General features: G+C 71.3%; 18 protein-coding genes. 4 read left to right on the top strand and 14 right to left on the bottom strand.

Annotated elements, in window-relative coordinates; all coding sequences use genetic code 11:
* Positions 1 to 22 precede the first annotated feature (22 nt).
* From ACEXOR_RS08415 to ACEXOR_RS08445, 7 genes are all read right to left on the bottom strand, one after another.
* A complete protein-coding gene (locus tag ACEXOR_RS08415; protein ID WP_374849105.1) occupies positions 23 to 823 on the bottom strand; it encodes an enoyl-CoA hydratase/isomerase family protein in 801 nt (266 codons plus the stop codon).
* Positions 820 to 2,076 (bottom strand): type 2 periplasmic-binding domain-containing protein, encoded by a 1,257-nt coding sequence (locus ACEXOR_RS08420; RefSeq protein WP_374849106.1) that lies wholly within the window; start codon positions 2,074 to 2,076, stop codon positions 820 to 822. Before ACEXOR_RS08420 ends, ACEXOR_RS08415 begins: the two co-directional genes overlap by 4 nt.
* Entirely contained in the window at positions 2,073 to 3,368 is a 1,296-nt protein-coding gene (locus ACEXOR_RS08425; protein WP_374849107.1) for a CaiB/BaiF CoA transferase family protein, read from the bottom strand. The genes ACEXOR_RS08420 and ACEXOR_RS08425 overlap by 4 nt, the downstream gene beginning before the upstream one ends.
* A 96-nt stretch (positions 3,369 to 3,464) precedes the next feature.
* Entirely contained in the window at positions 3,465 to 4,601 is a 1,137-nt protein-coding gene (locus tag ACEXOR_RS08430) for an aldose 1-epimerase family protein (RefSeq protein WP_374849109.1), read from the bottom strand.
* Positions 4,598 to 5,341: an SDR family NAD(P)-dependent oxidoreductase gene (locus ACEXOR_RS08435; RefSeq protein WP_374849110.1), complete on the bottom strand. Its 744-nt coding sequence runs from the start codon at positions 5,339 to 5,341 to the stop codon at positions 4,598 to 4,600. Before ACEXOR_RS08435 ends, ACEXOR_RS08430 begins: the two co-directional genes overlap by 4 nt.
* Before the next feature lie 37 nt (positions 5,342 to 5,378).
* On the bottom strand, positions 5,379 to 6,293 hold the full coding sequence (locus ACEXOR_RS08440) for a sugar phosphate isomerase/epimerase family protein (protein ID WP_374849111.1): 915 nt from the start codon (positions 6,291 to 6,293) through the stop codon (positions 5,379 to 5,381).
* 69 nt (positions 6,294 to 6,362) lie between these two features.
* Complete coding sequence (locus ACEXOR_RS08445) at positions 6,363 to 7,475, bottom strand: Gfo/Idh/MocA family protein (RefSeq protein WP_374849112.1); 1,113 nt, start codon at positions 7,473 to 7,475, stop codon at positions 6,363 to 6,365.
* A gap of 138 nt (positions 7,476 to 7,613) precedes the next feature.
* Between ACEXOR_RS08445 and ACEXOR_RS08450 the strand changes: the two genes are divergently transcribed.
* From ACEXOR_RS08450 to ACEXOR_RS08465, 4 genes are read left to right on the top strand one after another with little or no spacing between them, the layout of a single operon-like run.
* Positions 7,614 to 8,696, top strand: a complete 1,083-nt coding sequence (locus tag ACEXOR_RS08450) for an ABC transporter substrate-binding protein (RefSeq protein WP_374849114.1) — start codon at positions 7,614 to 7,616, stop codon at positions 8,694 to 8,696.
* A gap of 9 nt (positions 8,697 to 8,705) precedes the next feature.
* Complete coding sequence (locus tag ACEXOR_RS08455; RefSeq protein ID WP_374849115.1) at positions 8,706 to 10,325, top strand: sugar ABC transporter ATP-binding protein; 1,620 nt, start codon at positions 8,706 to 8,708, stop codon at positions 10,323 to 10,325.
* The gene (locus ACEXOR_RS08460) at positions 10,322 to 11,359 is read left to right on the top strand and encodes an ABC transporter permease (protein WP_374849117.1); all 1,038 of its coding nucleotides are present in this window, start codon (positions 10,322 to 10,324) and stop codon (positions 11,357 to 11,359) included. Before ACEXOR_RS08455 ends, ACEXOR_RS08460 begins: the two co-directional genes overlap by 4 nt.
* Positions 11,356 to 12,378, top strand: a complete 1,023-nt coding sequence (locus ACEXOR_RS08465; RefSeq protein ID WP_374849118.1) for an ABC transporter permease — start codon at positions 11,356 to 11,358, stop codon at positions 12,376 to 12,378. Before ACEXOR_RS08460 ends, ACEXOR_RS08465 begins: the two co-directional genes overlap by 4 nt.
* Positions 12,379 to 12,709: 331 nt before the next feature.
* Here ACEXOR_RS08465 and ACEXOR_RS08470 read toward each other — a convergent pair whose 3' ends face one another.
* The 7 genes from ACEXOR_RS08470 to ACEXOR_RS08500 are packed head-to-tail and all read right to left on the bottom strand — an operon-like array spanning position 12,710 to position 19,865.
* Positions 12,710 to 12,949 (bottom strand): hypothetical protein, encoded by a 240-nt coding sequence (locus tag ACEXOR_RS08470; RefSeq protein ID WP_374849119.1) that lies wholly within the window; start codon positions 12,947 to 12,949, stop codon positions 12,710 to 12,712.
* 40 nt (positions 12,950 to 12,989) lie between these two features.
* Positions 12,990 to 14,474, bottom strand: a complete 1,485-nt coding sequence (locus ACEXOR_RS08475) for an aminopeptidase P family protein (protein WP_374849120.1) — start codon at positions 14,472 to 14,474, stop codon at positions 12,990 to 12,992.
* Positions 14,471 to 15,355 (bottom strand): ATP-binding cassette domain-containing protein, encoded by an 885-nt coding sequence (locus ACEXOR_RS08480; protein WP_374849121.1) that lies wholly within the window; start codon positions 15,353 to 15,355, stop codon positions 14,471 to 14,473. The genes ACEXOR_RS08475 and ACEXOR_RS08480 overlap by 4 nt, the downstream gene beginning before the upstream one ends.
* The gene (locus ACEXOR_RS08485) at positions 15,352 to 16,296 is read right to left on the bottom strand and encodes an ATP-binding cassette domain-containing protein (RefSeq protein ID WP_374849122.1); all 945 of its coding nucleotides are present in this window, start codon (positions 16,294 to 16,296) and stop codon (positions 15,352 to 15,354) included. Before ACEXOR_RS08485 ends, ACEXOR_RS08480 begins: the two co-directional genes overlap by 4 nt.
* Entirely contained in the window at positions 16,293 to 17,171 is an 879-nt protein-coding gene (locus ACEXOR_RS08490) for an ABC transporter permease (protein WP_374849123.1), read from the bottom strand. Before ACEXOR_RS08490 ends, ACEXOR_RS08485 begins: the two co-directional genes overlap by 4 nt.
* The gene (locus tag ACEXOR_RS08495) at positions 17,168 to 18,247 is read right to left on the bottom strand and encodes an ABC transporter permease (protein WP_374849124.1); all 1,080 of its coding nucleotides are present in this window, start codon (positions 18,245 to 18,247) and stop codon (positions 17,168 to 17,170) included. Before ACEXOR_RS08495 ends, ACEXOR_RS08490 begins: the two co-directional genes overlap by 4 nt.
* Before the next feature lie 13 nt (positions 18,248 to 18,260).
* A complete protein-coding gene (locus tag ACEXOR_RS08500) occupies positions 18,261 to 19,865 on the bottom strand; it encodes an ABC transporter substrate-binding protein (RefSeq protein WP_374849125.1) in 1,605 nt (534 codons plus the stop codon).
* Positions 19,866 to 19,983 lie beyond the last annotated feature (118 nt).

Below are 19,983 nucleotides of genomic sequence, written 5' to 3' on the forward strand. Positions count from 1 at the left end.
GATGCGGGTCGCGGGCTCCGGCTCAGCGGCGACGGAAGACGCCCGCCCGCTTCTCGGCGAAGGCGGCGCGCCCCTCCGCGGCATCCTCGGTGGCGAAGGTCACGGTCTGCAGGTCGCGCTCGTAGGCGATCGCCGCATCCTGAGGCAGGTTGTACGCGGCCCGCAGGTTGGCCTTGGCGGTCTCGGCCGCGATCGGGGGGCGGGCGGCGATGGTGCGCCCGAGCTCCACGGCCCGGTCGAGCAGAGCGGATGGCTCCACCAGCTCCGACACCAGCCCCCACGCGAGCGCCCGCTCGGCGTCGATCGGGTCGCCGGTCATCAGCATCAGGGCGGCGTTCGAGGCGCCGATCGAGTGGGCGAGGAACGTGCTCATCCCGCCGCCGCCGATCCAGCCGAGCTTGATCTCGGGCGCCGCGAACGAGGCCGTGGTCGACGCGAGCCGGATGTCGCAGGTCAGCGCCGTCTCGAGCCCGCCGCCGAAGGCGTAGCCGTTGACGGCGGCGATGACGGGCTTCTGCAGCAGGCGCAGGGCGTCGCAGTAGTCGTCGCGGTTCCTGAAGTCCCACGGGGTGGCGTAGGCGTCGAGCGAGCGGATGTCGGAACCCGCGCAGAAGGCTCGCTCGCCGGCGCCCGTGAGCACCACTACGCGCACGTCGTCGCTCCGGTTGGCCCAGTCGGCGATCTCGACGAGCGCATCCGACATCTGCTGCGTGACGGAATTGAGCTTGGCGGGCCGGTTGAGGGTGACCACGGCCACCTGGTCGAGGAGTTCGAGCAGCACCTCGGGGGTGCCGAGCTGCGGAACGGCGGTCGGTTCGGTCATGAGGTGGCTCCTTCGGTGAGGGGGACGGCGCGGGTTCGATCGAACGTCGCCGCGACCGGGCCGCCGACGGCGTCGGTCGCAGCCGGACTCGATCGAACCGACGCGTGGAAGGCGGAGTCCAGGCGCGCGAGCCCCTCGGCCACCGGCAGGACGCCGGCCACCACCTCGCGCACGAGCGCCGAGGCCGCCGACTGGAAGGCGATGTAGCCGGCGTAGCGCGGCCGCACCCACGACGACTCGACGGTGGCGAGCGTGGAGCGGTAGAAACCGGCCGAGGCGCGGTCGACGGCCTCGTCGGTCCAGGCCGAGCGGGCCGAGGGCTGCCCGGCGTGCTCGGGGATGAAGCCGCGCTGCGACCCCTCCGACAGCAGCCCCACGATGTGCGCCACGAGCTGCGGCGTGATCTCGGCGCGGCGGCTCACCGCGATGCCCGTGCCGCCGATGGTCGAACCGCGACGCCCGCCGGGCAGCGCGCTCGGCGCATCCGCGAATCGCAGCACCGGCGAGGAGTAGGTGACGTAGCCGTACACCAGCGGGCAGTAGGCGATCTCGTCGGTGCCGGTCATGCGCTCGAGCAGGGCGATGGGGTTCCAGGTCTCGCTGCCGGCCGGGGCCCGCGAGCCGATCGAGCGCAGGATGTCGAGAGCGAGCGCGCCCGTGATCTCCGAGACGAGAGGCCGAGACGGGCCGGCGGCCGAGGGCTGCGGGTGGTCGGCGACCGGCTCGCCGAGCGCCACGCAGATCGAGACGAAACTGAGGAAGGCGTGCGGCCCGGCCAACGACAGCGCCACCGGGGCCTCGGTGGCGAGCCGCTCGACGTCGGCCCAGGTCTCTGGCACCCGGCCGTCGAGCAGGTCGCGGCGCAGCACGGCCACCTGGGTCGCCGCGTCCAGCGGCAGCGCCCACTGCCGGCCGCGCAGCCGGTACGACTCGAACGACGGGCCCACCGAGGCCTCGGCCCAGCGCTCGAGCAGCTCCTCGCCCACCACCTCGTGCATCGGCCGCAGCGAGCCGTGCTCGAGGGCTTCGCCGAGGTGCGGGTGGTCGAGCACGATCAGGTCGTAGTCGCGGGCGAGCTCGTCGATGGGATGCGACTCGAAGTGCTCGAGGGAGTGGGCGTTCCAGGACAGGTCGATGGCCGCATCCGCCGCCGCCGCCGCACGCAGGGCGTCGCGGCCGCGCGGGTGGTCCCACGTGATGCCGCGGTAGGCGGGCACGGCGGGCACGGCGGGCACGGCGGGCGCGGCGCTCACGCGGGCTCCACGACGGGTGCCGGGGCGCCGGGGGCGGGCCGGCCCGCCCCCGCATCCGAAACCGACTCGGCCGCCACCACGCCCGCGGCGAGCAGTGCGTCGACCCGGGCCGACCCGACGCCGAGCTCGGTGAGGATCTCGCGGGTGTGCTCGCCCGTGAGGGGCGCGCCCCGGTCGATTCGCGGCGGCGTCTCGGAGAGCCGGTACGGGAACCCCGGAGTCTTCACTAGCCCCTCGGTGGGATGCTCGTACTCGATGAAGGTGCCGTTGTGCCTGATCTGCTCGTCGTCGACGAGATCCTGGTAGCCGTACACCGGTCCCGCCCAGATGCCGGCCGCGCCGAGCGCTTCGAGCCAGTGCGCGGTCGACCGGGTGGCCAGACGCTCGGCGGTCTTGGCGTAGATCTCGTCGCGGTGGGTCCAGCTGTCGACCTCGGTGTCCATGCCGAGGAACCAGCTCTCCTCGAGCACCTCGCCGAGGGTGTTCAGGTCGGGCATGGCGAGGGCGATGTACCCGTCGGTGGTGGAGAAGGTGCCGTACGGCGCCCGGATGTAGACGTGCGCGTGCGGCTGCTCGCTGCGGTGCTGACCCACCCCGCCCACGGTGAACACCGAGAGCTCCTGCATCTGCAGTGTGGTGATGGCGTCGAGCATGTTCACCGACACCAACTGGCCCTGCCCGGTGCGCTCCCGGTGGAACAGAGCCGCCAGCACGCCCTCGAACGCCGTCGACGCGGTGACCGCGTCGACGAGGTACTGCCCGGCGGGGGCGGGCGGATGCCCCGCACTGCCCGACGAGAGCATCGCACCGCTCATGGCCTGCAGCAGCAGATCCTGTCCCGGCCGGTTGCGGTAGGGACCGTCTTCGCCGTAGCCCGAGATCGACACGTAGACGATGCCCGGGTTGATGCGGCGCAGGGTCTCGTAGTCGACGCCGAGGCGGGCCGCGACACCCGGCCGGTAGTTCTGCAGGAAGACATCGGCCGTCTTCACCAGGTCGTAGAGGATCTCGCGACCCTCCTCGGCCTTCAGATCGACCCCGATCGAGCGCTTGTTGCGGTTGAGCGACAGGAACGACACGTTGATGCGGTTGCCGGTGGCGCCGCCGGCCGCCGCGTGACGCTGCCACTCGCCGCGCGGCGGCTCGACCTTGATGACGTCGGCGCCGAGGTCGCCCAGCCGCTGGGCCGCGAAGGGCCCGGCCATGGCGATCGAGCAGTCGAGAACCCGGATGCCCGAGAGCACCTCGGGGGCGTCGGCCGCGGCGGCGGGGCTCGGGCGGGTGTCGCTCATCGTGGGCTCCTCGTGGAACGGATGCTGACGATCTGGGAAGAGACTGGCAGCGCTAACATCAGGGTACTCGGCAAGACGGCGGTGAGGGGCACGGGTTTACTCCGGCTGTCCGGCGACGGCCCGGATGGCGTCGTGCGCCGCCCGTGTCTCGGCGGCACCCTCGAGCACGCGCACCGTCGTGGAGTACTCGCGGCGGTCGCCGTGCTCGAGCCAGATCATCGAACCGTCCTCGCGCGCGGCCGCGTCGCCCCCGACGTGGTGGGTGGAGGGCTCGAGCCCCACGGCGTACTGACCGCTGCGGAGGTTCTGCCACTCGAAGAAGTTCGGCATGCCCTCGGCCCGCCAGCTCACCTCGACGCCCCGGGAGTCGTCGGCGGCCAGCAGCGCCACCCGGTGCCGCCCGTCGGGCCCGGCCACCAGCTCGTGCTCGAACACCTGCTCCACGAAGCCGGGCCGCGGGGCGGGCAGCGTGCGGTACGAGACCTGCTGCTCCCCGGCCGAGTCGGATGACCACAGCGTCGACGCGATGGGCGCCACGAACCGGGTGCCCTCGTCGACGAAGGGCCAGCCGACGTTGAGGTGGTAGAGGAACATGTGCGGGGTGGGCTCGAAACCGAGGTTGTCGACCACGTCGTGCAGCCGGATCTCGCGACCCGTGAAGTCGAGCTCGATGGTGCGGGTGAGCCGCAGGTGCTCGCCGAACGAGGTAGCCTGCACCACCTCGCCCACCACGCGCAGCACGGAGTCGCCGGTGCTCTCGTCGACGACCTCCCGGGCCTCGAGCAGCCTCGCCGGAATGGCGGTGAGCCGGCCGTGCAGCCCGTGCGTGACGCTCTGCTTGGGAGGGTAGGCGTACTGCTGCGCATCCACCTCGCCGCCGAACAGGGTGTGGTCGAGGCCGCCGGTGACGAGCAGGCCGTCGAGGGCACGGAGCCAGGAGAGGCCGCCCTCGTCGCTGTGCTCGTGCAGGCCGGGGTGCCGGAAGCCGTTGCCGGAGCGCCAGCCGAAGGGAACGCCGTTCAGTCGCGCCGAGCCGAGGTCGAAGGCGCGGTCGACCAGCACCTCGAGCTCGAGGCCGGCGGCCGTGCGCAGCTGCAGGGCGCGCACGCCGCGCTCCACCCCGTCGTCGAGCACCACGGGGCGGATGCCGGCGACGGCCGAGAGGTCGCCGGTACGTTCGGCGAGCTCGCGCCGGGAGAGCTGCTGACCGAAGATGTGCATCGAGTTCCTCATTCCATGATCCAGCCGCCGTCGACGTTGATGGTCTGGCCCGTCACGAACGACGAGTCGGGGCCCACCAGGAACGAGACCACCGCGGCGAGCTCGGCATCCGAGCCGCGGCGCTTCAGCGCCTGGTGCTCGACCACGTGCGCGGAGTATTCGGCGGCGTCGCCCTGGATCTCCTCGGCCTTGGTGGGGAAGGCGCCGGGCGACACGGCGTTCACCCGCACGCCGTGCTCGCCGAGCTCGCGGGCGAGCGCCCGGGTGAGCGCCACCGCCGCGCCCTTGGTGGAGACGTAGCTGGCCAGGTTCGACCAGCCGCCGTGCCAGGTGATGGAGCCCACGTTCACGATGGCGCCGGAGCGGCGCGCCACCATGGCCCGCGCCGCCACCTGGGCGGCGGCGAAGTAGCCGCGCTGGTTCACCGTGACGACGTCGTCGTACTCCGCGAGCGGGATCTCGAGAAAGGGTGTGCTCGGATAGATGGCAGCGTTGTTGACGAGCGCCTGCACCGGGCCGAACTGCAGCTCGGTGGAGGTGATCGCCGCCTCGATCGCCGATGCGTCGCGCAGGTCGACCTCGAGCACCCGCACGGGCACCCCGTCGGCCTCGAGCTGCGCGGCGGTCTCGGCGAGCTCGGCGCTCGCGCGGCCCAGGGCGCCGATGGCGAAGCCGTCGGCCCCCAACCGCAGCGCCGTCGCCCGCCCGAGCGCGCCGCCCGCGCCGGTGATGATGGCTACCTTCTCGTGCACGTCTCTCCCTCTCGATCCGATCCCGATGACCGCATCGTCAGATGGTGTACTTCTTGAGCGTATCGACGACGAACTGCTTGGCCCGCGGGATGTCGCTCTCGTCGAGGTGCTCGATGATGAGCGGCGCGTTCGGGTTCTGCTCGCTCAGGCGCTGCAGGTAGAGGTCGTAGTCGAGCGAGCCGAGGCCCGCCGCGGGCAGCTCGATCTCGCCCACGCCGCGGAAGGTGTGCGAGGCCAGCGCGTCGTCGTCGCCGATGTCGGCGTGCTTCTCGCTCTTGTCGTCGCCGGCGCGCTTGACGTCTTTGGCGTGGGCCACCCGCACCCGGTCGCCGAGCACGTCGAACACCTCGTTGAGCACACCGGCCTGGTCGTCGATGTTGGTCGCGTCGAAGTAGTTCGTCGGGTCCATCAGCAGCTCGAGGCCGGGGGTGCGGATGTCGTTGAACACCCGCGCGGTCTCGCGCACCGAGCCGATCACGTTGTTCACGTAGGTCTCGAGCAGGAAGGTGGCGCCGTGGTCGTAGGCCTCCTGGGCGAGCTCGGCGAGCACGGTGCGCACCTGGTCGTAGGCGTCCTCGGTGCGGTTGTGGGGGTCGTGGTCCCACTCGCTGTCGGGGTTGAACGTGCCCGACTCCGAGATGACGTACTTCGAGCCGAAGTCGCGCGCGTTGCGGATGATCTCCTTGAGGTACGCCACGTTCGCCGCCCGGTGCTCGGGGTCGGGATGCACGATGTTGGTGTAGCCCGAGATGGCCGAGATGGGCAGGTCGTGGTCACGGAAGGTGTCGCTGACCAGCTTGGCCTTCTCCTTCGTGATCTGGCCCGCGGAGAGGTCGAGGTCTTTGAAGTGCAGGTCGAGCTGCACGGTGTTGAAGCCGTGCGCGCGGATCTTCTCCGCGGTGGTCTTCAGGTCGTAGGGGTAATAGGCGGTGAAGATGCCCAGCTGGATCATGGCGTCATTGCTCCTTGGGTGATTCGGATGGGTGGGGATCGTGGATGAAGCGGGTGAAAGCAAAGAGGGTCAGAGGGCGAACTCGTCGAGCCGCACCGGGCGGCGCTCGGCGATCGAGCGGTAGCCGGCCTCGATCAACGCCATCGTCTTGACGTTGTCGGCCACGCTCAGCTCGGGGGCCGTGGCGGTCTCGACGGCGTGTTGCACCTGCTCCATCACGCCGATGAAGGCGTGCGGGAACCAGTGGGTGTCCCACCGCGGTTCCACCCACTCGCCGCCCGTGGCGATGGTGGAGGCGTAGCGGATGGTCGAGGGCACGCCGTGCGGCCAGCCGATGGTGCCCTGGGCGATGCCCTCGGTGCCCTCGACGCGCCATCTGATGAAGAAGTCGTCGTCGAAGCCCTCCTCGCGGGGGCCGCCCCAGACGTCCTCGACGCTCAGCGCCAGCACGTCGCCGGGAAACCGCAGGGTGCTGACGACGATGCCGTCCTCATGCTCGAACCGGGTGCGCGGGTCGCGGCGGGCCACGGTGCTGATCTCGCTCGGTTCGCCGAACAGGTAGCGCAGGGCGTCGAGGTGGTGCACGCTCATGTTCGCCAGGGTGAGCCGGTCGTAGCCCTCCAGGAAGCCCTGCCAGTGCGGCACGGCGTGCATGTCGATCTGGGCGAACACCGCGTCGCCCAGCACGCCGGCCTCCAGCAGCTGCTTCAGAACGCGGATGGACTGGTCGTACCGCATGTTCTGGTTGACGCTCAGGATCGTGCCGGCGGCCGCGGCCTCGTCGCGGAGCGCGACGGCCTCGTCGAGGTCGAGTGCGAGCGGCTTCTGCGCCAGCACCGCCCTGATGTGCGGCTGCGCGAGCGCGGCCCGGATGATCGCCGGCTGCAGATCGGGCGGGTACGCGATGTCGAGGATCTCGATCTCAGGGTCGGCCAGCAGCGCCTCGACGGTGGGATGCACGGTGGGGATGCCCCACCGCTCGGCCACGGCCCGGGCGTTCGACTCGGTGCGCGAGGCGATGGCGACCACGGGGAACCCGGCCTCGGCGTAGGCGGCGAGGTGCTGATCGGCCATGATGGCGCCGGCTCCGACGCACCCGATGCGGTGGGCCCGGCTGCGGATCTCGACGTCGGGCCTGAGCCGCTCGTCGACCGCGGCGGGTGCCGGTGTCGTGGATGTCACGTGGGTCTCCTATCGCGTCGTTGCGACCTGTGGTTCGTGGGTCCATTGGATCATAGTCCGAAATGCTAGCGCTACTGGTAGCGCTGCCATTTTTGCGCTACTGTGCCGAGCACCCCACTCGATTTCAAAGGAGAAATCATGCACACAGCACAGCGCACCCGCTTCTACGCTCGGGGAGCGGCCGTTCTCGCCGTGGCCTCGTCGTTCGCCCTGGTCGCCGGCTGCACCAGCGCCCCGGCCGAGGGCGGCGGCGGCTCCGACGCCGCCTCCGACGGAAAGTTCGTGATCGGCTTCGAGCAGCCCCTGGGCGGTCAGGCCTGGCGCGAGATGGGGCTGGCATCGCTGCAGGCGCTCGCGAACTCGCCCGAGTACAAAGACAAGGTCGAGCTCAAGATCGTGCGCACCAACGACAACGACGCGGCCCAGCAGAACGCGGCCATGCAGAACCTCATCGCCGACGGCGTCGACCTCATCCTGTTCGACCCCGCCTCGTCGTCGGGCGCCGACGCCGCCATCACGCAGGCCTCTGCCCAGGGCATCCCGGTGATCGCCAACGGCGGCCCGTACGACAGCGACGACGTGTACGTGGTGTCGACCGACTGGGCGAACGCCGGCACCATCGGCGCCGACTGGCTGCTGAAGAACCTCGGCTCCGACAAGAACATCGCCGTGCTGGAGGGCCTGGCCGGGGTACCGCTGAACGAGGGCACCATGCCCGGCGTGCTGGAGACGCTCGAGGGCGGCGGCGCCACCGTCGTGGCGCAGGACACCAACGGCTGGAACGAGGCCACCGCGCAGGAGGCGATGTCGAACATCCTGCGCTCGAACCCCGACGTGGGCGGCGTGTACTCCTTCCTCACCGGCGGCCAGGGCGTACCGGAGGCCTTCAAGGCGGCCGGCCTGCCCTTCGTTCCCGTGGTGGGGGGCTCGGGCTACAACGGCGAGGCGTGCACGCTGGCCAAGTACGCCCCCGAGGGCCTCACGGGCAACATGGTGTTCGGTCAGCCTGCGATCTACGCGAAGGGCCTCGAGCAGGCGGTGGCGCTCCTCGAGGGCCAGGAGATCGAGAAGGAGCAGTACTTCCCGCCGCTGGAGATCACCGAGGAGAACGCGGCCGACTACTGCCTCGACGACAAGCCGAACAACTTCCAGCTCGGCTACGACTTCCCGGGTCTCGACCTCACGCTCGACGACGTGATGACCTACTACTCGGGCTCGTAGGGGTCACCCGTGACCGACCTCCCCACGGGTGCCGCGGCCTCGGCTGCGGCACCCTCCCCCCGCCCGGGCGCGGCGTACGCACCGACCCCCGCTCCCGCCGGTGCACTGCTCGTGGCCACCGACCTGGTGAAGAGCTACGGGCCGGTGAAGGCCGTGCGCTCGGCCACCTTCCACTGCCTCCCCGGCGAGGTGCTCGCCCTCGTGGGCGAGAACGGCGCCGGCAAGAGCACCGTGGCCAAGATGCTCGCCGGTGCGGTGCCGCCCACCTCGGGCCGCATCACGGTGGGCGGCGAGCCGCTCGCCTCCGGCAGCGTGAAGCAGTCCCGACTGTCGGGCGTGCGCTGCGCCTTCCAGGAGCTCGCCCTGGTGCCCGACTGGACGGTGGCCGAGAACCTGTCGCTGCCCGACGGGGCCCCGCTGCGCGGCTTCTCGCAGAAGAAGTCGGTGGCCGCCGCCCAGGAGCTGCTCGACCGCTTCCACCTCGGCCGCATCGATCCGCGCGCCGCCGTGGGCACGCTCTCGCTGGCCGACCGTCAGCTCGTCGAGATCGCCCGCGCCCTGGCCGGAGACCCCCGGCTGCTCATCCTCGACGAGGCCTCCTCGGCGCTCACTCCCCCGGGTGTGCAGTGGCTGTTCGAGCGCATCCGCGAGCTCACCGCCCGCGGCGGCAGCGTGATCTACGTCTCGCACCGCCTGGGCGAGATCGCCGAGATCGCCGACCGCGGCACCGTGCTCCGCGACGGCGAGGTGGTGGGCGAGTTCCACCGCGGCGGCTGGACCGACGACGAACTCATCTCGATGATGGCCGGCCGCGAGGCCGAGCGCTTCTTCCCCGACCCGCCCGCACGAACCACGGATGCGACGGCCCTGTCGGTCGAGAATCTGCGGTCGGCTGGCCTCGCCGGGGTGAGCCTCACGCTGGGTGCCGGCGAGATCCTCGGGGTGGGCGGTCTGCAGGGCCACGGCCAGGCCGAGCTCCTGCGGGCGCTCTTCGGCGCCGCCCCGGCCACCGCCGACTCCTGGACGATCGGCTCCCGCCGCATCTCGCGCACCGACCCGGTGCGCTCGGTGCGCCGTGGCCTCGGCTACGTGCCGGAAGACCGCAAGAAGGAGGGGCTCGCGCTCGAGATGAGCGTGGGCGAGAACCTGCTCGCGCCCTGGTTCAGAGCCGCTCAGCTCGGCGGGCGACCCCGCCTGGCCCGCGAGCGGGGCTGGATCGACGGCATCCTGAGCGCCCTCTCGGTGCGTACCCGCGGGGCAGGCGAGCTCGCGGGCGCGCTCTCGGGCGGCAACCAGCAGAAGCTCGTGTTCGGGCGGTGGCTGAACCGCGACCGCACGATCATCCTGCTGCACGACCCCACCCGCGGCATCGACGTGCGTGCGAAGCAGGAGCTGTACGGCGCCATCGTGCAGCTCGCCCAGCAGGGGGTGGGCATCATCTGGTTCTCGACCGAGGTCGAGGAGCTCGTGCACGTGTGCCACCGCGCGATCGTGCTCTACCAGGGCTCCGTCGCCGACGAGCTCGTGGGCGACCGGCTCACCGCCGACGCCGTGGTGGGGGCCGCCGTCGGCTCCACCGGCAGCATCGCCCTCACCACCGACTCCGTTCCCACCGGGAGGACCTCGTGACCACCACCGCACCCCCGGCCGCCCCGCCCGCACGCGGCGTGCAGCCGGCATCCCGAACCCGCCCGTGGAACAGCACGGGCATCACCCGCCTTCGCCGCGAGGGCGCCATCGCTCCGATCATCGCCTTCGTGGTGTTCTTCGTGGTGTACGTGATCATCAACCCCGAGCTGCTCACCCGGTTCCAGCTGCAGACCGCCTCGAACCTCGTGGTGCCGCTCGCCCTGGTGGCGCTCGGGCAGCTGGTGGTGGTGCTCGTGGGCGGCATCGACATCTCCATCGGCGCCATCATGAGCCTGTGCAACGTGGTGTTCGCCACCCAGCTGCTCACGCTGCCCGTGCCCGTGGCCGTGCTGCTCGCACTGCTGGTGGGCCTCGCCTGCGGGCTGTTCAACGGCTTCCTGGTGGCCTACGCCGGGCTGCCGGCCATCGCGGTGACCCTGGCGAGCGCCTTCATCTTCGGCTCCATAGCCCGCGAGGTGCTCGACCGGCCGGGCGGCGGGGTGACCAAGGAGATCTACCTGGCCACGAGCGGCGAGCTGCTGCCCTTCGTGCCCGTGGCACTGGTGTGGCTCGCGGTGATCGCGGTGGGCCTGTGGCTGCTGCTGCAGCGCACCGCTCTCGGCCGGCACATCTACGGCGTCGGCTCGAACATGGAGAGTGTGCGCGCGGCGGGGCTGAACGCCCGGCTCACCAAGCTGCTCGCCTTCGGGCTGGCCGGCGTGCTCACCTCGTTCGGGGCCATGATGCTCGCCTCGTCGACCGTCACGGGCGACCCGCGCTCGGGCGACCCGTACCTGCTGTCGTCGATCGCGGCCGTGGCCTTGGCCGGCGCCGCGTTCACCGGCGGGCGCGGCAGCATCATCGGCACCATCCTGGCCGCCTGCACCCTCGGACTGATCGGCAACCTGCTGTTCTTCGCCGGCGTCAACTCGTACTGGCAGTACGTCATCAGCGCGCTCATCATCGTGGCCGTGGTGGGCCTGCCGGTGGTGTGGCGCCGGGTGGCGTTCCGCGTGAAGGGAAACCGCTCATGAGCTCCGTCACCGAATCCGACGTCGTCACCGGCCCCGAGGCGGGCCCCGACACCGGCGCCACCGGCCGGGCCTCGGTGGGCTCCGTGCTCGCCCGCGTGCCCCGGGCGGCGTGGCCGTTGCTGGCGTTCCTGGTGCTGTTCGCCGTGGGCGGGCTGATCCGGCCGAATCTCATCACGGTCGACGCGCTGATCGGCACCGCCACCTTCGCGATCATCCTGGCCATCGCCTCGTTCGGGCAGACCATCGCCGTCATCCAGGCCGGCATCGACCTCTCGGTGCCGAACACCATCGGGTTCAGCGCACTGGCCTTCCTCTCGCTGGTGGGCCCGCTCGGGCCCGGCGGCGCGTTCGTGGCCGCGCTCGGGGCGGGGGCGCTGGTCGGAGTGCTCAACGGAGTGGTGATCGCGAAGCTCGGGCTCACGCCCATCGTCACCACCATCGCCATGAACGGGCTGCTGTTCGGCGTGATCCTGCTGGCGTTCAACTTCTCGGAGCTCACCGTCACGCCCGACTTCGTGATCGCCATCACCTCGGCCAAGCTCTCGGTGCTCGGCATCACCATGCCGGCCGTGCTGCCGCTCGGGCTCGCGCTGATGGTGGTGCTGCAGCTGCTGCTGAGCTACACCGGATGGGGGCGGTCGCTCTTCGTGGTGGGTTCGGCCGCCGAGACGGCGCGGCTCGCGGGCCTGCCGGTCGACCGCATCCGCATCACCGGCTACCTGCTCAGCGGAGTGCTCGCGGCCTTCGCCGGAATCGTGATCGTGGGCTACTACCAGCAGGCCTCGGCCACCATGGGGGCGAGCTACCTGCTGGCCTCGGTGGCGGCCGTGGTGGTGGGCGGCGCGTCGATCTTCGGCGGGCGCGGCTCGGTGGTGGGCACGGTGGGTGGGGCGCTCGTGCTCGGTCAGGTGTCGACGCTGGTGACCGTGCTGAACCTCGGCGCGAACATCCAGCAGCTCATCTACGGGGCCATCATCCTGATCGTGATCTCGCTCTACGGCCGCCGCCGCACAGCCTGACACCAGATCCGTCACTTTTCGCCCCAAAATCCCGCGGGTAGGGCGAAAAGTGACGGGTCTGGTCTCCGTGGGCGGCGAGACCGTCCACGGACGGCGCGAGGTTCGAAACCCAGTTGTTCACAGGCTGTGGACAGATCTGTGGAAACTCCCGTGCACAAGCCCGCGAACCCGGCTGGCCGGGTCGTCATTGTGGGCGAGGGGCTGGGGAAACCGCGGCTCCCGGGCCTGTGAATACCGCCGGGGCGCATCGAACGAATCACACCCGTGTGGTTTCGAAGATGCGTTCGCCGGATGCCGCACGGGATGCCGCGCCGGATGCCGCAGGCCGGCGCTACCCGTCGAGCAGCGGCACCCACACGAAGCTCGTCAGCCACACCGAGGCGAACGTGACCACGAGGCTCACCAGCACCCAGACGATCAGCGCCCCCAGCGGCACCAGAACGGCGATCAGCACGCCGAGGCTCACCCCCGCCTGGGCCGCCCGCAGTCCCGGACGCTCGTCGACCTCGGTCTCGCCCTCGGCCAGCAGCCGGGCGAGCTCGTCGGGGTCGGATGCGCTCGGCTGCTCCATGGGCCTCATCCTACGGAGGAGGACCATGTCCCGCCGCAGGTCACCGCGCGAGTGCCGCCATCCACTCCTCGATGCCCTCCGGCGTGCGGGGCATGCCCTCCGAGAGGTTGATCGACGAGGTCTCGGTGACCACCAGGTCGTCCTCGATGCGGATGCCGAGCCCCCGCAGCTCCGCCGGCACCGTGAGGTCGTTCACCTGGAAGTACAGGCCAGGCTCCACCGTGAGCGTGTGCCCCGCGGCGAGCACTCCGCCGAGGTAGGACTCCTGCGGCGCGTGGTTGCAGTCGTGGATGTCCATGCCGAGCATGTGACCCGCTCTCGAGATGCTCCACCGGCGGTGGTGCAGCGCATCCGGGGCCATCGCCTCGTCGAGCGAGCACCGGATGAGCCCCAGCTCGATCAGGCCCTCGGTGAGCGAGCGGCCGCACGCGTCCTGGTAGTCCTGGAACCGCACCCCCGCCCGAAGGGTGTCGATGCCCGCCTGCTGGGCGCGCAGCACGATGGCGTACACGTCGCGCTGCAGGGGGGTGAAGGTACCGTTCACGGGCACCGTGCGCGTGATGTCGGCCGAGTAGAGCGACTGCAGCTCCACGCCCATGTCCATCAGCACGAGCGCGCCGTCGGGCAGGTTGCCGGTGTTGCGCGTCCAGTGCAGGGTGGTGGCGTGGCTGCCGGCCGCCACGATCGATCCGTAGGCCGGCCCCTCACCCTCGAGGCGGGACCGGCGGGCGAACGTTCCCTCGATGTAGCGTTCGCCGCGCGCGCTGGCGCGGGCGGCATCCCACTCGGCGAGGCAGTCGTCGAACCCGCGCGCGGTGGCGTCGACCGCGAGCTGCAGCTGGCCGATCTCCCAGTCGTTCTTGATCAGCCGCAGCTCGTCGAGCGCGGTCTTGAGCGCGAGGTGCGGGGCGAACGCCGGGCCGCACACCTGCCGCACGAGCTCGTCGACCGTCTCGTCGAGACGAGGCAGCACCCGGATGCGCCGGGCCCGGCGGGCGGCGCGTTCGAAGTCGCGGCGGAAGTCGGCGAGGGGCCGGGTCTCGATGCCGAGCGCATCCTGCGTCTCCTGCAGGGTGGGGCGGGCGCCCACCCAGAGATCGCCCAGGGCGTCGTTCTGCCAGAACTCGTCGCCGCTGCGGCCCGAGGGCCCGCGCAGGTAGAGGATCGAGCCGGCCTCGCCGCCCGTGGTGTCGACCACGAGCACGCTCTCGGCCACGTCGTTGCCGGTGAGCCAGACGTGGTCGGTGCCCGGCCGGAAGGTGTGGTCGGTGTCGTTCGAGCGCACGCGCGGCTGCCCGGCCGGGATGACCAGCAGCTCGGCGGGCAGGGCCTGCGCGAGGCGGGCACGCCGCTCGGCGGTGTAGGCGAGCACCGGGTTGTCAGGGTCGAGTACGGGCGCCGGGTCGGCCCAGCCGGCCGTCATGAAGGCGCCGTCTCCCGGCAGCGGGGAGCGGTTGGCGGCGCGCGGCATGGCCCAGGAGGTGGTGTCGTGCGCGGGGATCGCGTGGGTGTCGTGCGCGCTCATGCCGTGGTCCGCTCGAGGGCGGCGGGCACGTCGACGAGCCAGCCCGCGCGGTCGGCCTCCGCGGGGGCGACCGGCAGCCGGCCCGCGCCGTCGGGCAGCGGGATGGCGGCCAGCAGCGCCCGTGTATAGGGGTGCAGCGGGTTCTGCCAGACCGTCTCGGTGACGCCCGACTCCACCACGCGCCCGCGGTACATCACCAGCACCCGGTCGGCGATGCGCCGCACCACCGAGAGGTCGTGCGAGATGAAGAGCATGCCGGCTCCGGCCTCGACGCTGAGCGAGCGCATCAGGGCCGCCACGCTCGTCTGGGTGGAGGCGTCGAGCGCCGAGATGGGCTCGTCGGCCACGAGCATGCCGGGCCGCGCCGCCAGCGCCCGCGCAATGGCGATGCGCTGCTTCTGGCCGCCCGAGAACTCGTGCGGGTAGCGGCTCACCATCGCGGGGTCGAGTCCCACCCGGCGCAGCCAGTCCGCGGGGTCGGAGCCCTGGTCGCCGCGCGCGAGCGCCGCGCGTACGCCGTCGCCGATCTGGTCGCCGATGCGGCGGCGGGGGTTGAGCGAGGAGTTCGGGTCCTGGAAGACCATCTGCATGCCGGTCATGGCCGCCGAGCGACGGCGGAGCCCCAGCGTCGGAACGTCGTCGCCGTTCAGGCGCACCGCCCCCGCCGTGCGCTTCTCGATGCCCACGATCGCGCGGGCGAGGCTCGACTTGCCACAGCCGCTCTCGCCCACGAGAGCGACGACCTCTCCGGCGGCCACCGTGAAGCCCACGCCGTCGACGGCGCGCAGTGCCGGCCGGCGACCGTACTCCACCACGATGCCCTCGGCCTCGAGCACGGTGCGTTCGCCCGCGGCCCGCTCGGCCGGCTGGTGCTCGGTCATCGTGCGTCCTCCCCCGTGTCGACGGCTCCGGATGCGCCGGGCGTGTCTGCTGCTCCCGCGGCGTCGGCGGCCCCGGTGCCCGCTCCGGCCGCACCCGAGCCGGGCTCGCGCCCCTCGAGCAGCTCCTCGGCCAGCACCTCGGGGCTCTCCTCGAAGCTCGAGCCGGGCAGCGCCGCCAGCAGCGACCGCGTGTAGTCGTCCTGAGGTGCCGTGAACAGCTGCTGCCGCGGCGCCGACTCCACCACGAGCCCCTGCCGCATCACGGTCACCTCGTCGGCCACGGCGCTCATCACGCCGAGGTCGTGCGTCACCAGCAGGATGCTCAGGTCGCCGCCGTCCACCAGCTCCCGCAAGAGCTGCAGCACCCCCGCCTGCACCGTCACGTCGAGGGCGGTGGTGGGTTCGTCGGCCAGCAGCACGGTGGGGTCGCAGGCCAGGGCCACCGCGATGGCGATGCGCTGCCGCTGCCCGCCCGAGAACTGGTGCGGGTACTTCGAGAGCGCACCCCGCGCATCCGGAACCCGCACCCGGTCGAGCAGCGCTTCGGCCTTCTGCCGGGCCTCGGCCTTGCCGAGCCCCAGGTGGTGGCGCATGTGGTCGGTGAGCTGGCGGCCCACGGGCAGCTGCGGGTGCAGGCTCGTCGACGGGTCTTGGAACACCATCGCCACGCGTCGCCCGCGCACGCCCTGCAGCACCCCGCGCGAGGCGCCGACGAGCTCGGTCGAGCCGGAGCCCTCGGCGTCGGCCAGCCGGATGCTGCCGCTCGCGGTCATGCCGCCGGGCAGCAGCCCCAGCACGGCCAGCGCCGTCATGGTCTTGCCCGAGCCCGACTCGCCGGCGAGCCCGTGGATGCCGCCGCGCTCGAGCGCGAGGTCGATGCCGCCCACGATGGTGTGGGTGCGGGTGGCGATGCGCAGCCCTTCGATGGTCAGAGCGCTCACAGCGTGGTGCCTCCCCCTCGGATGGTGGCCGACTTCGGGTCGAGGGCGTCGCGCAGGGCGTCGCCCACGAAATTGAACGCGATCACCACGGTGAGGATGGCGAGGCCGGGGAAGACCCCGATCCACCACGAGTCGAAGTTCTGGATGGCGTCGGACACCATCGAGCCCCACTCCGCGGTGGGCGGCTTCGCGCCGAGCCCGAGGAACGACAGGCCCGACAGCAGCAGGATGGCCGTGCCGATGTCCAGGCTCGCCAGCACGAGCACCGGGCCCACGATGTTCGGCGCGATGTCGCGGCCGAGCGAGCGCAGCGGCGAGAAGCCCAGCAGCTGGCCAGACACCACGTAGTTCGACGAGCGCAGCCCGAGCACGAGGCCGCGGGTGAGCCGGGCGTACGACGGCCACGACACGATCAGCGCCGCGAGCACCGCGTTGATCAGCGAGGCGCCGAGCGCCGCCGCGATCACCATGGCCAGGATGACGGTGGGGAACGCCATCACCAGGTCGGTGATGCGCATGGCCACCTCGTCGACCGCGCGGCCGAAGAACCCGGCCACCGAGCCCACGATCGCGCCGATCAGCACCGAGAGCACCACGAGCAGCAGGGCCAGCGGGATGGTGACCCTGGCGCCCCAGAGCACGCGCGAGAACACGTCACGGCCGAGCGCATCGGTGCCCATCAGGGTGCCCTGGCCCGGCGCCTGCAGAATCGGGAGATCCTGCGCGAGCGGGTCGTGCGGCGCGATCACGGGGGCGAGAACGGCCACCACGATCCAGAGCACGGCCACGGCCGCACCGAGGATGCCGAGGGGCGCCGACCACCGGCCGAGCCGCAGGCGGGGTCGCCGCCAGCGCGGGGTTCGCGGATCGCTCACGAGGCCAACCTCACTCTCGGGTCGAGCACGCCGTAGAGCAGGTCGACGATCAGGTTCACCAGCAGGTACATCACGCCGATCAGGAGGCCCACGCCCATGATGCCGGGCAGGTCGAGGTGCGACGCGGCCTGGTAGGCGTACGAGCCGATGCCGGGCCAGGCGAAGATCGCCTCCACGAGCACCGTGCCGCTGAGCAGGCTGCCGAAGGCGAGCCCCACCACGGTGAGGATCGGGATGCTCGCGCCGCGCAGCACGTACGACCAGATCACCGTGCGGGTGGGCAGGCCCTTGGCGCGGGCGGCGCGCACGTAGTCCTGGTCGAGGATCTCGAGCACCGCGGTGCGCACGAACCGGGTGAGCAGCCCCACCGTGTAGAGGGTGAGCACCAGCACCGGGAGGAACAGGTGCGAGGCCGCGTCGAGGAAGGTGTCCAGCTGGCCGGCCAGCAGCGCATCCACCGTGTAGAGGCCGGTGATGCGCGGAGGCGTGGCGAAGTCGCTGCTCAGCCGGCCGGAGCCGGGCGCGATGTGCAGCTGGAAGTAGAAGACGTAGTAGAGCACCAGCGCGAGCCAGAAGGTGGGCACGCTGAGGCCGGCGAGCGACACCACGCGCAGCACGTGGTCGGAGGCCTTGCCGCGCCGGTAGGCCGCGACGGTGCCGAGCACCACGCCGATGACCACGCTGAGCACGATGGCGCCGAGCGCGATCTCGAGCGTGGCCGGCAGCGCCTTGGCCAGGTCGTCGGCCACCGGGTTGTGGGTGGTGGTCGAGACGCCGAGGTCGCCGTGCAGCAGGTTGCCGAGATAGGTGAAGTACTGCACCACCAGCGGCTGGTCGAGCCCGTAGGTGGCCCGGAACTGGGCGACGATGGCCGGGTCCTCCGCGGCGCGCTGGCCGAGGGCCGCGGCCACCGGGTCGCCCGGCACGAGGTTCGTCAAGACGAACGTGACGAGGGTCACACCCACCACGAGCAGCAGCGAGGTGAGCACGCGGCGCAGGGCGTAGCGGAGAAAGGGATGGGCCGTCCGGCCCCCGCGCGAACGCGGGGGCCGGACGGCCGGGGTGCTGCTGTTCACGAGGGGCTGCTCGCTACTTGGCCGACAGAGCCGCGATGTCGATGGTCCACACCGCGTTGTACACGACTCCGGTCACGTCCGTCGCCGCGGCGATGTTGTTGCCGGGCTGGAGCAGCGGGATGAACGGGCCGTCTGCGTTGAGCGCCTTCTGCAGGTCTTCGAAGCGGATCTGCCGCTCCTCGTCGCTGCCGCCGGCCGCCGCCGCGTCGGCCAGGGTCGAGATGGCGGGGTTCGCGCCCTCGGCCCAGCCGGAGCGCAGGCCCACCACGTTGCCGGGCGTGAACACGAGGTAGTCGCTCGGGTCGGGGTAGTCGGGGCCCCAGTACCACAGGCCCATGGTCTCGGTGCCGTTGCGGTAGGCGTCGAGCTCGGTGGCGACGGGCGCCGGGGCGAGGTCGACCGTGATGCCCACCTCCTTGAGCTGCGACTGGATGCGCTGCGCGATGGTTGGGAAGTCGATGCCGTTCAGGCTGATGTCGCTCGGGAAGTTCAGCGTCACCGACTCGCCGGCGTAGCCGCTCTTCGCGAGGTCGGCCTTGGCGGCGTCGAGGTCCTGCGTGAGGGCGTCGCTCGCGGGCAGGGCGCCGAGCAGCATGCTGGGCACGACGCCCGAGGCCTGCGCGGTGCCGGTTCCGGCGATCGACACGAGGTCGTCGTAGTCGATGGCCTCCTTGACGGCCTTCACGAAGTCGGGGTTCGACGTGACGGTCGAGACGCTCGGGTTCTGGTTGAGCAGCAGGAAGATCACGTTCGCCGACGGGTCGCTGGTGACGGCGACCGAGTCGCCGAGCGCCGAGGCCTGGGTGCCGGAGAGGTCGAGCGCCACATCGGCGCTGCCACCCTCGACGTTGATCTTCTGGGTGGCGCCCTCGACGTTCTGGATGACCACGCGGCCGTAGCCGGGAGCGGTGCCGTCGTAGTTCTCGTTCGCCGTGAGCACCACCTGCGAGGCGAGGTCGAGCGTGTCGAGCACGTACGGGCCCGAACCGGCCGACGTCGTGTTGAGGAACTTCTCGGCGGTGTCGGTCTCGTCGGTGGTGCCGCCGTTCTCCTTCACGACCTTGGAGTTCAGGATGCCGAGGGCCGGGTTCGCGAGGATGGCCGGCAGGGCGGGCGTCGGGGTCGCGGTGGTGAGCACGACCGTCGTGTCGTCCTTCTTCGTGACGGTGACCCCGTCGAGGAGGAACGAGGGGTTGCCCTTCAGGCCGATCACGCGCTGCAGCGAGAACACCACGTCGTCGGCGGTCATCTTCGTGCCGTCGGAGAAGGTGTGCTCGCCCTTGAGCGTGAGCGTGAAGGTCTTCGCGTCGTCGGACTGCTCGAGGCTGGCGAGACCGTCGACGACCTTCGAGACGTCGCCGCCCTCGAAGGTGAGCAGGGTCTCGTAGAGCGCCTTGTCGACCAGCTGGCCGGTGGGCTCGTACATGCGGCCCGGGTCGGCCGTCTTGAGGTCGAAGGCCTTGTTGATCGTGAGCGTCTTGGTGCCGCTGTCGGCGGTGTCGGTGCGGCCCGAGGAGCAGCCGGCGACGAGAAGGGTGAGCGAGACGGCGGCGGCCGCGATCGCGATCCGGGTTCTGGTGCGTGTGGAGCGGGCTGTGCGTGTGGAGCGGAAAACCATGGCGGCCTCCTGGCAAGGGTTCGTCTGGACGGTGTGGAGGTACTTTGGCACAATTCCGAGCACTCCTTTTTCACGAAGGCGCTATCGTGGACGAATTGCAGCCCCACCCGATGAAGGA

The sequence above is a fragment of the Herbiconiux liangxiaofengii genome (assembly GCF_041927335.1).
GTDB lineage: Bacteria > Actinomycetota > Actinomycetes > Actinomycetales > Microbacteriaceae > Herbiconiux > Herbiconiux liangxiaofengii.

Bases quoted from the DNA above. Each gene is read 5' to 3' on its own strand.
- ACEXOR_RS08425 (WP_374849107.1), bottom strand. From the start codon at position 3,368: ATGAGCGACACCCGCCCGAGCCCCGCCGCCGCGGCCGACGCCCCCGAG.
- ACEXOR_RS08470 (WP_374849119.1), bottom strand. From the start codon at position 12,949: ATGGAGCAGCCGAGCGCATCCGACCCCGACGAGCTCGCCCGGCTGCTG.
- ACEXOR_RS08430 (WP_374849109.1), bottom strand. From the start codon at position 4,601: ATGAGGAACTCGATGCACATCTTCGGTCAGCAGCTCTCCCGGCGCGAG.
- ACEXOR_RS08500 (WP_374849125.1), bottom strand. From the start codon at position 19,865: ATGGTTTTCCGCTCCACACGCACAGCCCGCTCCACACGCACCAGAACC.
- ACEXOR_RS08450 (WP_374849114.1), top strand. From the start codon at position 7,614: ATGCACACAGCACAGCGCACCCGCTTCTACGCTCGGGGAGCGGCCGTT.
- ACEXOR_RS08480 (WP_374849121.1), bottom strand. From the start codon at position 15,355: ATGACCGAGCACCAGCCGGCCGAGCGGGCCGCGGGCGAACGCACCGTG.
- ACEXOR_RS08415 (WP_374849105.1), bottom strand. From the start codon at position 823: ATGACCGAACCGACCGCCGTTCCGCAGCTCGGCACCCCCGAGGTGCTG.
- ACEXOR_RS08475 (WP_374849120.1), bottom strand. From the start codon at position 14,474: ATGAGCGCGCACGACACCCACGCGATCCCCGCGCACGACACCACCTCC.
- ACEXOR_RS08440 (WP_374849111.1), bottom strand. From the start codon at position 6,293: ATGATCCAGCTGGGCATCTTCACCGCCTATTACCCCTACGACCTGAAG.
- ACEXOR_RS08465 (WP_374849118.1), top strand. From the start codon at position 11,356: ATGAGCTCCGTCACCGAATCCGACGTCGTCACCGGCCCCGAGGCGGGC.